The sequence below is a fragment of the Kordia antarctica genome, from assembly GCF_009901525.1.
GTDB classification, from domain to species: Bacteria; Bacteroidota; Bacteroidia; order Flavobacteriales; family Flavobacteriaceae; genus Kordia; species Kordia antarctica.
In genome coordinates this window covers 3,395,090-3,408,575 of record NZ_CP019288.1, presented here as the reverse complement: position 1 = coordinate 3,408,575, position 13,486 = coordinate 3,395,090, and the positions used below count along the sequence as shown (strand labels likewise).

Here is a 13,486-nt window from a genome sequence, read left to right as displayed (position 1 = left end):
ATCAACGCTATACTTCGGAAAAAGAATTCGTTAGGAGTAATTTTGTACCTTTTTCTAATCAAATTCATCTTATTTACTATCTTTATTGTACACAGACCACAAATGAAGAAAGTAAACTTAGAGCGTTATTTTAAATTATTTACGAATGAAGAAGCAGAACACTTCTTTGATACTTCGTTGAAAGAACAGCAAATAAAATTTGTGAAAAGAGAAATTCCAGATTCGAAGTTTTCTGAATATTTTTTTAATGAGAAAGATATTATTTTGGTAGAAATCATTAATGAAAAATTGAAAGAGAAAGAATTTGAGGAAACAGAAAAATTGACTTCCAAAAAGCATAACAGGCCTTATAGAATTGAACTTATATTAACGCTTGTATTGATTGCATTGATTATCGCGTTTGTAGTGTTGGTATAAAAACCTAATTTAAAATGTTTTTTACCAAAACCGAACGCCAACACCAATATTATGCGTTATTGCTTCAATTTGGTTGAGGTTTATACGATACGACGCAAACCATTTTCCTTTGTTTTGATATTGCAATCCAAGACTCAGATTATCAAATTTTTGATTGTTTCCGCCAATTTCGCCAAAAACATACAAACCGCTTCTGTACGTTTTTGGATGTTCAATGGTTTTTGTAATGGTAATTTCTCTTGGTACTTTTAATTGATACGAAAACTTACTGTCAATCAAAGTTCCATCAACCAAATTATAGGTGAAAATATCAATATCGTCGGTGCTAAGTGTGTCTTTGTATAACTTTCCTGCGGCAAATTGTGTTGTTTCTTCAAGTGTAATTTCTTTTTTAAAATCTTTCCGATCTAAATGTGAATTTTCGATAGGAATGTAAACGTGTTCAAAGGTTGTCGTTTTAATGTGTAAAGTATCAATTTTTGTTTGCCAAACTGTGTCTCTTACAATCGTAACAGTTGGTTCTGGACTTATGTTAATGTCGCTTTCGCACGCTTTTAGTAATGTGGTGTACCAGACTAATATAATGATGACGACAAGTAGTATTCTATCTTTGGATATTTTTATAGTTTTCATGATGATTTGAGTTAAAAAGAGCCTTTGCAGTACAAAGGCTCAATAATTAAAATTTGGGTAATATGTACTTAATATATGTTTTATAGGAAGACTATATATTGGTTTAAATAATTGAATTTCAATTACTTATAATCAATACTTTTTTCTGAATTTTCATTTTTTTCTAGTTCATTTTTTTGAGTTTTTAGATGTTTCTCTTTATCATTTACAAGAATATTTATGGTTTCTTCTAATCCTTCAAAAGACTTTTTTTTGATTAAATTGACTAATGCTTTAAAAGGATTTATTCCATAGATTTTGTTGAAATTTTCTAAGATGGATTTAATTTCAGCAATCGCTATAAATCCTGTAATAATGCGTTGAAAAGGAATTTCCTTTACAATATATTTTTCTAATAAAAAGGCAGACAAAACCACCAAATTATAGATGAAAAATTTAGAGACTGTATTTCCAATGCGTTTACTTGTTATTGGTATCTTTTTCTTATATGAAGCATACGCTCCTGTAATAAAATCTACAATAATTAGGAAACCAATGGTTAACATTATGGAAGCTATTGGCGCAATTAATGCGAATACCCAAAATAGATATGGTTTAATTTTCTCCATGCTTAGCTAATTTTCGATACTCTAAAACCCTATTTTTTGGATAGGCTTTTATAGAAACTCTATTATTTTGATTTCCTCCCAAAATGTAGACGTACCGTTTAGTTTCTTTTACAAAAAAACCGACGTGTCCTTTCCAACTACTTGGAGATTCGCGCCATAATACGACAACATCTCCTTGTGTTGGTACTGCGGTTGATTCGCCAACATTTAGCCAACTTCGGGCGTTTAATTTTCCACTGTAAGAGTAATTTTCGGTTTTAGAAACCCAGTTTACAAATGCGCTACACCAAGCAGTTTCGTCGTGTAATTTGTTGCCATCGAATCCTACTATTTCAAAGTATGCAACGATTTTGGGATTATCTATTTTACCATCAACTTCTCTTACACCATATTGTGATAATGCTTTTTGAATTAAGCTCATAGTTTTAATTTTTATTAATTAAGCGACAAATACGACTCATTGTCTGAAAAATAATTGTGTATACAATCACCTTTGCAGCTGTTTGTATTAGCGCATGATGTATATATTCATGAATATGTTGGAATTAAATTTGAGAATAAAAAAACGTATATTTGATGCAACAGTATTTTATATTTTCTTAACCAGAATAGTGCTTTGCATGCGTAATAAGATTCTTCTCAACAGTGTCTTTTAACTATGAATTTTACAAAATGATGTATTATTCAGTAGTAAAGTGAATACAAATATAAAACATATTACAACACAAAACAAACATATTACAATAATATAATTGTTTTTTCTGTTTTATGTTGGAATTTACTTTTGATGCTTATGACGAGCTGAAGAATAGCTCATCTTCTTGAAGAAATTAATCATAAAAAATCCCTTCACAATGAAAGGGGTTTTTTGAATTTGTATTGTTTACTGTATTTTAACTTGCTAAAGGATTAATTCCTTCTAAAGCAATAATATAGTTAAGCCCCAAAAATGGATTTCTAATATTAAACGGTTGTTGTCCTCCTGTGTTATCAAGAGTTACACTTCCTGATGCTAAGTCTATATTAGGAGCACTTTCTACGAAGATTTCTGTTTTTCCTATGGACGAACTAGTGCCTCCTGCATCATCATCAGCATTTACATTAGAAACTTTAATTGTCCCAGAATGCGTATGATTGGGTAATTCTGTAACAGTTAATACTTTAGTTTCAGAACCACTTATTTGACCTAATGTAATATTAGAAAGTCCTGATCCTTGTCCTTCATGAATAGGAGACCGTCCTCTTAAATCAGGCAAAGCAAAAGTGGTTGTTCCGTCTCCACCGTAGGTTGTACCAATCAATTTGAATAAAGTTTTGTAATCGGAAGTATTTAACAACTGTCCGTCGCACTTTGCCCAACCGCTTGGAACTGTGGCAAAACTTACAGTTTTGATTTCGCCAATCATAGGTATGGCCAAACTGTCTAATAAATCTATAAATTGGGATTCTGTTGGTGTGTCTCCTGTTTCAAAATAGGATTTTAATGTTCTTAGTGATTGTTTCATAATAAGTAATATTATAATTCGTTAATGACATATTTTAAAGATTAATACTTCAATTTACGAATAATTTTAAGAATAAACCTACATTTATAAAGGATTAATCTTTTGTTTAGAGTTGATTCAAAAAAAAACTCCTTTACTTGAATAAAGGAGTTTTCTGGATATACATATTTTAATGAGCGTTGAGTGACTAGCTAATTACTGTTTTAAAATATTATATATCGTCTTTTCTGAAATGAACAGTTTATTAACCAATTCGTTAATAATTACCTTCATTTGTTTTGTAGAGTTATCTTCTACGTAATTATGAATAAATGTTTTTCTTTTGTCTAATAACGTTTTACTTCGTTTCATAGCTATTATATTATATGATGTTATGCATGTTTTATATGTTCAAATCGTACTCAAAAGTTGTCTTTAAATACGTAACCGTCAGTCTATATTTTGTCTCCTATTTTGTATTTATGAAGAATAAAATCGACATTTATCCTCACAAATGTTTGATTTTCAATAAAAATTCTTATATTAGCAACAAATTACAGTACAAACATAAACAAATTACAGATATATTCAAACAAAAAGCAGAATTATTTTGTAAAATGTTTACATTAGTGAGAGAGATATGGAAGGAATTCATGAAAAAATAAAAGAAATCATTGATCATTTTCGTTTGAATAACAATTCTTTTTCTAAAAGAATAGGAGTGACTAGCACAACTATTGATAGTATTACCAATGGTAGGCCGCAATCAGACGGTTCAAGGAAAAGAACAAAACCAGGCTACGATTTATTAACAAGTATTATCAATGAATTTGAAATAAATTCAGATTATTTATTTGGGAAAAGCTCGCAAATGTTTAAATCCGATAAAAAAGAATTTCAAACATATGCTGGAATTCCACAAGTTGTTGCCGTAAATCAAGATGGAGAAGAAAATGTTGTATATGTTCCTATCAAAGCCAGAGCCGGTTATTTAGATGGTTACGGAGACGCAGGTTATATAGAAACCTTGCCTTCATTTAGTATGCCGCATTTGACTAACGGAACGTATCGTTGTTTTGAAGTACAAGGAAATTCAATGGTACGCACATTTTTTGATGGCGATTTGGTTTTTGGAAAATATGTAGAAGATTTAAGCGATGTAAAAGATGGTCGTGTATATATTATAGTGAGTCGTAATGACGGAATTGTGCTGAAACGTGTCATTAATAGAATTGAAGAACGCGGAAAGCTCATTTTAAAATCGGACAATAAAGACGGAAACTATCCAACGTATACAATCAATGCAGAAGAAATTATGGAAGTTTGGTATGTATCAATGTTTGCATCCAAACAAATGCCAGAACCTGTAGATGTGTATGACCGTTTGCACGATTTAGAAAGTAAAATTGTATTGCTAGAAAATGCATTGCAACGAAAAAACTAATTAAAAATTACTCAATTAAAAAGCGCGATAACATCTTTTGTTATCGCGCTTTTTAGTTATAAATTTATCTAATACCAATTGTTATTTGAAAGGAGCCTAAAATAATTTGAATTATAGTGTGTCCAGATGAAATAGAAAATTAAAGCATAGCATCGTTACGGTTTTATTTTATACTGAAATACATGTACTGAGCCTAGTCGAAGTATGGACGCAATAGAAACAAATTATTAGGTTCATTTTAAGTGATAATTGGTATAATTACTGTCTAGCAACATTATTACCTCTATTAATATCAGCCATCAATTGTGAAGGATCAATCTCTACACTTTTAACAGTTTTGCTAGCTTTTAACGAATACGTTGGATATGCCCAAGCCCAATCAGCTTTTTTAGTTGCTTTTGTCGGCTTTTCGCCACGCATCATGCGTAATGGAATGTAAAAGTTTTCACTTGATCCATCTGTATAATTTACAGTCAAATCAATTGGCATTGGCATTCTTCCAATACGTTCCAAAACAATAGTATTTCCTTTAATTTCTTTCACTCCGTAATCAATTGTATTGGTTGTTTGCGCCCAATCTGTCAAATACCAATCTAAATGAATTCCAGAAACTTTCTCAGCAGTTCGCTTGATATCATTTGGTGTTGGATGCTTAAATTTGAAATCGTTAAAATACTTTTTCAACGTTTTCTCCACATTTTCCTTTCCAATCACATACTCTAATTGTGCCAAGAAAACTTCTCCTTTTCCGTAAGCAGAAGCGCCATAAGCTCTGTTATAATCATACCGATCCGCATGCGTTGTTAATGGTTGTTCTCCTCCAGATTTTGCCAATCTTAAGTAAGCAGCATACGAACCTTTATATGGGTTTTCTCTATTCATATTCATGATTTCATTCATACATTGATCAGAAATATATGAAGTAAATCCTTCGTCCATCCATTCATGTTTTGATTCGTTGGTTGCTAACAAAAACTGAAACCAAGTATGTGCCAATTCATGTGATGTAACGCCAACCAAACTTCCAAACTTTCTTTTTCCCGTAATTAATGTACACATTGCATATTCCATTCCGCCGTCTCCACCTTGAATTACAGAATATTGTTTGTACGGATATTGTCCGATGTGTTTGTTGAAATACGAAAGCATTTCAGCAGTTTTGGGCTGTAAATTTTTCCAGTTTTCTTTTATAGAAGGATCATTTTTATAAAGAAAATGTAAAGTTACGCCGTTTTCGCCTTTATATGTATCGTGTACATAATCAGGATCGGCTGCCCAAGTAAAGTCGTGTACATTCGGCGCATTAAAATGCCACATAAGTGTATTTCCTTCTGGTCTTTTTACAGTTCCAGTTTCGTAACCGTATCCAATTTCATTTGGGTTTTGTAAATATCCAGTTCCACCGAGAACATACTTTTTATCAATCGTAATTTTTACATCAAAATCTCCCCAAACGCCGTGAAACTCTCTTCCAATATATGGTGGCGTGTGCCAACCTTCAAAATCATATTCTGCCATTTTTGGATACCATTGTGTCATAGATAAAGCAACGCCTTCACTGTTATTTCGACCAGAACGGCGAATTTGAACAGGAACTTGTCCATCAAAATTCATGTCAAACGTTGCAGATTTTCCAGGTTGAATAGGTTTTGCGAGCGTAACTTCCAAAATAGTTCCTTCAGTAGTGTAGGTTACTTTTTGTCCGTTTTGCATAAGCGATTTCACTTTTAAATAACCAATTTCAGCATCAGAAAGTTTACTAATTCTACTCCCAATTTTTGGACTTGGATCAGAAATAGTTCTTGAACGAACATCCATTTCACTTCCTGGTTGAAACGCATTAAAGTATAAATGATAATACACTTTGTCTAAAGCGTCAGGCGAATTGTTAGTGTAAACCAGCTTTTGCGTGCCTGTATATCGGTAATTATTGACGTTCATGTCAACGCTCATTTTATAATCAACGTGTTGTTGCCAATAGGTTGAAGAAGTACTGTACGAAGTCATATTTTTACTTCCACTACTAGTTTCTTGTTGTGGTTTGCAAGCCACAAAAGCAAGTAAGAGTAGGATACTTATTTTACTGAAAATTTTCATCTATTCGTTTTTAATTTATAGTATTGTCTGATGGAATTATTTAGAAATTTCTTGTTTTAAATTATAATTTTACTTGTCCTCTACTTACTTTATCTGCTAAAATAAGCGCGTTATAAGCGTTTACAATTTTTCCTGATCGTGATGACTTTGAAAATTGCATTGCTCCTTTAGATTGATCTATAATAACATTTCTGCTGATTGGAAGACCAGATTGCATAATGATTTGTTTCACTTGTGCTGCTGTTAATTTTGGATATTGTGACCAAACTAATGCCGCAACTCCAGCAACTCCAGGTGAAGCCATAGAAGTTCCATCAATAGCTACATATTCATTTTCTGGAGATGTAGAATAAATATCCGATCCAGGTGCAAAAATATCTACATTTATTTTTCCGTAGTTAGAATAATCTGCAATCATTTGCGAACCGTATTTGTTATCTAGTGCGCCAACAGAAATAAAATTATCAGCTATTTCAACACCGTTATTTATCTGATCGTTTGGATATACATTTATAGTGTCTAAATCTGTGTTTTCGTTTCCAGAACCTTTAACAATTAATACATTGTTTTTTCCCGCGTAAGCGATAGCATCCCGAACCCATTCTGAATTAGGAGAATAGTATTTACCAAAACTTGCATTGATAATTTGTGCGCCGTTGTCAACAGCATATCTGATTGCCAAGGCAACATCTTTATCGTATTCGTCTCCATTTGGAACCATTCTCACAGCCATGATGGCTACATTGTTAGCAACACCATTTACACCTTTTCCATTGTTACGTTCGGCAGCGATAATTCCAGCAACGTGCGTTCCATGCATTTCACTTTTCTTAACGTGTTTTACATTTCCGTTTCCGTAATTGGTATCGGTAATATCATAAGGATTATCGCCAACAGGCGTTCGTCCGTTGAAGTTTGTATTTAGGTGATAGTTTAAATAATCAGTTATACCTTCTTCAATGTAATTTTTAAGTTCTTTTGAAAACTCTTCTAGCGTGTTATTTTTTGGATTTATACTAAAAAAGTATTTTGCAGCTCCGATGTATTGCGCTAATTCTTCACTCGGATTTTTTATAGTATTTACCTCTTCTTTTGTATAATTACTTTTTTTGAAATGTTTGGTTAATGCTTCATGCACTTGATTTACTTGCTGTAATAGGCTTTCCATCTGTGGTTTTAGTGCCGTTTTTTCAGCGTATTTTTTATCAAGTTCAGCTTTCGCTTTCGTATATTCAGGATGACTCGTACCTTTTTTTACAATACGTGTTATCTCAAGGTTTTCGTTGTATGAATCACCTACAAAATTCCAACCGTGAATGTCGTCAACATATCCGTTTTTATCATCATCTTTTCCATTGTTGGGAATTTCCTTAGTATTGGTCCAAATTACGTCGTCTAAATCTTCATGATCGATATCGATTCCAGAATCTAATACGGCAACAATTATTTTCTTCCCTTTTTTTCCTTTGATGATTTCTGCGTATGCTTTATCAACACTCATTCCAGGAATGGTGTCTGTCACCAAATCTTTGTGTCCCCAAACTTGGAGTTCTTTTTCAGTAAGTGTACGCTCTTTTATAGGCGTTAAATCTATGTTTTCGATTGGAGTCGATAAAATAGGAGCTGTACTTCCGCAACCGACTAATAGGAGTAGTGAAGCAACAAAAATTGAGGGTTTTATGAATTTCATTATTCTAATTATATAAAGTGAGTTTAAAATATGTCTTTACAAGTAAATACTTCGTTGAGCCGTACTCCTTTTTCTGTGTGTTTTACGGTGATAATTTCGTGATGTGCATCGTGTTCTAAAAATAAATAATAGTTATGATCTGCCGCCATTTTTAGAAATTTTTCTTTTTCATCTAAGCTTAATAAAGGTCGTGTGTCGTAACCCATGACAAATGGAATTGGCAAATGTCCGACGGTTGGTAACAAATCTGCCATAAAACAAATGGTTTTTCCGTTGTAATGAATCATTGGAATCATTTGTTTTTCTGTATGTCCATTTGCGAAAAACACATCAAAACCAAGCGCAGATTTTGTTACAATATCAAGTTCTGGTTGCGCAATAAAGTTGAGTTGACCACTTTCCTGCATTGGAATAATATTTTCCGTTAGGAAAGAAGCTTTTTCGCGTCGGTTTGGAATAGTTGCCCATTGCCAGTGATTTTCATTGCTCCAGAAACGTGCATTTTTAAACGCAGGTTCGTAGCCAGTTTTGTCTTTATTAAACTGAATACTTCCGCCACAATGATCAAAATGCAAATGTGTCATAAAAACGTCCGTAATATCATCTTTATGAAAACCATATGTTTTTAATGATTTTTCAAGAGAATCGTCGCCCCAAAGATGGTAATAGCCGTAAAATTTATCGGTTTGTTTATTTCCCATGCCTGTATCGACAAGAATTAATCGATTTCCATCTTCAATTAACAAACAGCGTGCTGCAACATCAATCATGTTATGTGCATCTGCCGGATTTGTGCGTTGCCACAACGATTTTGGAACGACGCCAAACATAGCGCCACCATCTAATTTGAAATTTCCAGCTGCAATAGGATAAAGCTTCATACGATTCTTTGAATTTTTGGTGTTGCAAATTAACAAAATCGCAACGAAAATGTGTATTTGTTAAGGATTTATTAAGAAAACTCGTTGTAGATTTTTAATGTCAGATAGACGCTTGAGCTGATTTTATTCTTTAAAATCTAAATATTCTGTTTAAAGATGGCTTTTGAATATGAAAAAGCGACTTTGATTTAAAACCAAAGTCGCTATTGTTTTTTATGATGCTTTTTGTTAAGCTATTACATATTCTAATTTCTTAATTTTATCTATAACTTCATCTGCTAAAAAATCTGTCAGACCAACTGATGCATTTGTTTGTATTAATTTATTTTTCAAATAGTTTGGCAATCCGTTTAGAGATTTATCATCATCAATGATAATAAATTCATCGTCCACATCATTATTTTCAAACCAACGTAAAAGTTCTTTTTTTCTGTTCAAGTACTCAATATTTTCAGGAAGTCTAGATATCTTATTTATGCAAACATTTCTCCGCTCAAACATTTCTTCCCATTCATGCAGTGAATATTTAAACTTATGCGAAGTAGTCAACATAATGTCAGCACTTGAAATAGAAATTATTCTATTAAGTGAATCAATTGCCTTTGAACTAAAATTAGGGAAACCACCTTCTAATATTTCAGGTTTTCTCCAAGAATTAGCAGGAACCATTACTCCATCTATGTCTAAGTAAATTAACATGTTACAAATATACTAAAGATTTATGTTGTCATTTTTATTAACTCTTCTATCGAAATGTTATTGAATTCTGCATCGAGTTCATTCAGACGTTTTATTTTGTCTTCGGTATCAAACTCAACATCAGTCCAGTCATATTCAGTTGTTGCAATTGTTTTAGATGATTTAGCTTGATCTAATTTTATTTCTGCTAATAAAGAACTTACATATCTATGATGTCCATCAATAATTAAAACATCACATACTTTTATGTCATCAAATTTTATTCCATGTACCATTTTTGTGTAAATTCTATTGATTATTGGAAGACAAAGTTTGTTATGAGTTGTTATTAAGGTATGATTGGATTGTTTAATTGCTTTCAGAATTATTTCTTTGGTTATTTTAGCCATTATCTTTTGTTATGAAAGTTTTGATTTGGCTCAAAGCTAAAAAGCAGACTTTTTAAAGAGATTTTTACTGAACCACCTTTTCCAAACGCTTTCCAAAATCTAAAATAACTTTGATTTCCTTGATATTTGCCAAACGTTCTTTACCGAAAATCAATAACGCTTTTCCGTTCGATTCTACATGATAATACGGATTGCTCTCAAAGAAATGAACCAAATCATCATTGAAAAATGTTTGAATTGCTTGTACATCTTCGCCCAATAAGTAGAAACGTTTGGAGAAATCGGTGTGATTGTCAATAGGAATATCTTGAAATCCCGCGAAAGCATATACTTTTTCTAAAAATCCTTCGCGATCAAGTGTAAATTCAGGAATTTCATGATCCAATTCAACATACATCATTGTCGTACGAACGACCTCTTTTGCAATGAATTCTCCTTCTGAAAATTCCAAATCAAATAACCGAACAGAACTACTTTCGTCAGATAGTTGATTGTAGGTATGATTTATTTTTTTGGTTCGAAAGAATAAAAAATCTTCTAAAAAATGAATATTCTTATTTTTGTTAGATTCGTAACTCAAGCAGTAATCTTCTGCCAACTCTTCAATCGTTTTTTGCCTTCTAGTTAAGTTTGATAGTAAGTTCGGAATCGGCAAAATACGTCGCAATGCAAACGGATGTTTAGAATCTGTTCCGTGCATATCGAGTCCGATGACTTCAAAATGTCCGCCACGTTTTTCAAATATTTCTTGGTAATCGTTGAGGTTTTCCATCACGGTATGATCTACAAATTCACACATAGAAAAATCGACAATTACATCTTTATCTTCAGGAATGGCGTCTAACTTGTTTTTTAATTTATAATAGTTTAAGAAGCTACAAAAATGCTTCACACTTAAGAAATAATCATTACTCGTATCTTGTTCTTTAAACATTAATACGTTCGGTTTCAACAAGTTTCGAACAAATATTGAAAAACGTTTGTTAATGATAATATGAATGATAAATGTTGTAAAAACACCAACGGCAATTCCAGTAATCAATCCAACTTTTAAAGTTGTTAATAACGTTACAAAAAAGATAATTAGTTGTTCTTTTCCAATAGAAAACATCTTATTTACAAGCTTTGGCGAAGCTAATTTGTAACCTGTATACACCAAAATTGCCATTAATGCTGGCAATGGAATTCGCGTCAATTGTGTGCTGAACAGTAAAATAAACAGAATCAAAAAGAATGCATGAAAGAAGTTTGCCGATCGATTACTTCCGCCATTATTTACATTTACAGAGCTTCTCGCAATTACGGTTACAACATTCAATCCGCCTAAAAACCCGCTTCCAATTGTTGCTAAACCTAATGCTTTTAAATCTTTATTTACGTTTGATCGTCTCTTTTCAGGATCCAATTTATCAACGGCTTTGATACTTAATAACGATTCAATACTTGAAATTAGTGTCAAAGCAAACACACTTGACCAAAAACCTAGTTGTCCCACTTTCGAAAAGCTAATTGTTGGCAAATCTGTGATGACTTCATTGAAACTCGGAATTGCCGGAATCATCGCGCTTGCAGCAATCGGATTTGGTAAATTTAATACCATTTCGTAATAGTAACTAAATGCAATAGAGATAATTACAATCCACATTGGTGCTGGCACTAATTGTAAATATTTATTTCTGATTTTCGGATAGAAAACCATAATAATCAAGCTAAAAATTCCCGCCAAAGCGGCATACGTTAAGCCAGCATCTTCATAAGAAAACAATCCAATAATCGTCTTAGGAATACCAAAGAGTAACGCCAAAACGCTTCCTTTTTCAAATAATGTAAACGAACCAATACTTACAGGAACGCCTTCAAATCCATCATTTCCCAACATTATATGCATGGATTTTGCCAAAATAATCAATCCAATGGCGGCTAACATTCCTTGAATTGCGGACGAAGGAAAAAAGTCGGCAAGTTTTCCGAGTCGCAAAAATCCTAAGACCAACAATAGTGCGCCCGAACAAATAATTGCGCCATACGCATCATTAATTCCTAACGCAGTTATTGCGATTAATAATACACCAACCAATCCATTTCCAGGACCTGTAATAGTCACATAACTTCCACCTAAAATCGACACGACAAATCCACCAACAACTGCGGCAATAATTCCTGAAATTGGTGGCGCTTCACTTGCCATTGCAAGTCCTAAACCTAGCGGAAGCGCAATAAGACTTACCACAAAACCAGAAAATATATTTTTTGGCAATGCTTTTAGAAAATCTTTAAAGGTGTTTTTTTTAGGACTCATTGAATAATTAATACGTCGGTTGGTAGTTCGGTTAAAATATGTTCGATGTCATGCGGAAATAAACGATCCCAAAACGTCATTTTTGTCGGTGCATTCATCACTAACAAATCGGCACGTACAACTTGTGCATAATGTCCGATGGAATAGCCTCGTTTTCCAAAAATAGGTTGTGATTTTATGGCAATATTTTCAAGATGTTCTTTAGGAATTTCCGCAACAATTTTTTTAATTCTACTTTTTTCTCTATTTCGAATGCGCTCTTTTATTAAATTGGCTTTCCGTAGTGATTTATCATCATCTACATTTACAGAAATTTCTTGTTGTCTAATTTCTTCTACAATCGAAATTTTTGAAGCACCTAACTTATGTCCAACATAAAACGCAGAAGCAATGGCTTTTTTCGTTTTTTGATCTTGCAAACCATTTACAACAATGTGTCCGCATGGAATACGTTCAATAGACGGTTTTATCATTAATAAAATGGAACAAGTTGCTTTACGCGTAATTTTTCTCGCAATGGAACCTACATAATATTTTAAGAAATTTTCACGTTGTACAGCGCCTAAAATCAAGAGGTCAACCTTTTTTTCTTTACTTGTAGATAAAATAACTTCGACAGGATCTCCAGTTTTAAAAACCAATTCGTACGAAAGATTTTGCGCAACAAATGGTTGTAGAATTTCTTCTAATTCTTGTTCTTTTTGAGCAGAGTGTTCGCCAACATGAATCAACACTAACTTCGCTTCAAAAAGCAAAGACAATCTTGCCGATTCGTGAATATTAGCTTTCAAATTTGGAGAAAACGCAACTCCGATTCCTATAATATGAAATGGTTTTTTATGCAA

Annotated in this window: 13 protein-coding genes; 2 read left to right on the top strand and 11 right to left on the bottom strand. The window is 32.7% G+C overall.

The window, feature by feature from the left end; translation table 11 throughout:
* Positions 1 to 102 precede the first annotated feature (102 nt).
* Entirely contained in the window at positions 103 to 417 is a 315-nt protein-coding gene (locus IMCC3317_RS14145) for a heme biosynthesis HemY N-terminal domain-containing protein (protein ID WP_160130148.1), read from the top strand.
* 21 nt (positions 418 to 438) lie between these two features.
* On the opposite strand, the gene IMCC3317_RS14140 is transcribed toward IMCC3317_RS14145, so the two are convergent.
* From IMCC3317_RS14140 to IMCC3317_RS14125, 4 genes are all read right to left on the bottom strand, one after another.
* Complete coding sequence (locus IMCC3317_RS14140; protein ID WP_160130147.1) at positions 439 to 1,050, bottom strand: hypothetical protein; 612 nt, start codon at positions 1,048 to 1,050, stop codon at positions 439 to 441.
* A 122-nt stretch (positions 1,051 to 1,172) separates the two neighbouring features.
* Positions 1,173 to 1,658: a phage holin family protein gene (locus IMCC3317_RS14135; RefSeq protein WP_160130146.1), complete on the bottom strand. Its 486-nt coding sequence runs from the start codon at positions 1,656 to 1,658 to the stop codon at positions 1,173 to 1,175.
* Entirely contained in the window at positions 1,645 to 2,079 is a 435-nt protein-coding gene (locus tag IMCC3317_RS14130; RefSeq protein ID WP_160130145.1) for a TIGR02594 family protein, read from the bottom strand. Before IMCC3317_RS14130 ends, IMCC3317_RS14135 begins: the two co-directional genes overlap by 14 nt.
* A 472-nt stretch (positions 2,080 to 2,551) precedes the next feature.
* Positions 2,552 to 3,163 (bottom strand): phage tail protein, encoded by a 612-nt coding sequence (locus IMCC3317_RS14125; RefSeq protein ID WP_228054803.1) that lies wholly within the window; start codon positions 3,161 to 3,163, stop codon positions 2,552 to 2,554.
* Positions 3,164 to 3,782: 619 nt separating this feature from the next.
* On the opposite strand from IMCC3317_RS14125, the gene IMCC3317_RS14120 reads away from it, so the two are divergent.
* Positions 3,783 to 4,586, top strand: a complete 804-nt coding sequence (locus IMCC3317_RS14120) for a LexA family transcriptional regulator (RefSeq protein ID WP_160130144.1) — start codon at positions 3,783 to 3,785, stop codon at positions 4,584 to 4,586.
* A gap of 258 nt (positions 4,587 to 4,844) precedes the next feature.
* Here the strand turns inward: IMCC3317_RS14120 and IMCC3317_RS14115 are convergent, their stop codons facing one another.
* The 7 genes from IMCC3317_RS14115 to IMCC3317_RS14085 all read right to left on the bottom strand — a co-directional run bounded on the left by IMCC3317_RS14115 (position 4,845) and on the right by IMCC3317_RS14085 (position 13,486).
* Entirely contained in the window at positions 4,845 to 6,683 is a 1,839-nt protein-coding gene (locus IMCC3317_RS14115; RefSeq protein WP_160130143.1) for a M1 family metallopeptidase, read from the bottom strand.
* A gap of 61 nt (positions 6,684 to 6,744) precedes the next feature.
* Positions 6,745 to 8,373 (bottom strand): S8 family peptidase, encoded by a 1,629-nt coding sequence (locus IMCC3317_RS14110; RefSeq protein ID WP_160130142.1) that lies wholly within the window; start codon positions 8,371 to 8,373, stop codon positions 6,745 to 6,747.
* Between the two features lie 23 nt (positions 8,374 to 8,396).
* Entirely contained in the window at positions 8,397 to 9,254 is an 858-nt protein-coding gene (locus IMCC3317_RS14105; RefSeq protein ID WP_160130141.1) for an MBL fold metallo-hydrolase, read from the bottom strand.
* Between the two features lie 228 nt (positions 9,255 to 9,482).
* A complete protein-coding gene (locus tag IMCC3317_RS14100; protein ID WP_160130140.1) occupies positions 9,483 to 9,953 on the bottom strand; it encodes an HAD domain-containing protein in 471 nt (156 codons plus the stop codon).
* Positions 9,954 to 9,973: 20 nt separating this feature from the next.
* Positions 9,974 to 10,342 carry a hypothetical protein gene (locus tag IMCC3317_RS14095; RefSeq protein WP_160130139.1) on the bottom strand — a complete coding sequence of 123 codons (369 nt, stop codon included), beginning with the start codon at positions 10,340 to 10,342 and terminating at the stop codon, positions 9,974 to 9,976.
* Positions 10,343 to 10,406: 64 nt separating this feature from the next.
* Complete coding sequence (locus IMCC3317_RS14090; RefSeq protein WP_160130138.1) at positions 10,407 to 12,641, bottom strand: SulP family inorganic anion transporter; 2,235 nt, start codon at positions 12,639 to 12,641, stop codon at positions 10,407 to 10,409.
* Complete coding sequence (locus IMCC3317_RS14085) at positions 12,638 to 13,486, bottom strand: universal stress protein (protein ID WP_160130137.1); 849 nt, start codon at positions 13,484 to 13,486, stop codon at positions 12,638 to 12,640. The genes IMCC3317_RS14090 and IMCC3317_RS14085 overlap by 4 nt, the downstream gene beginning before the upstream one ends.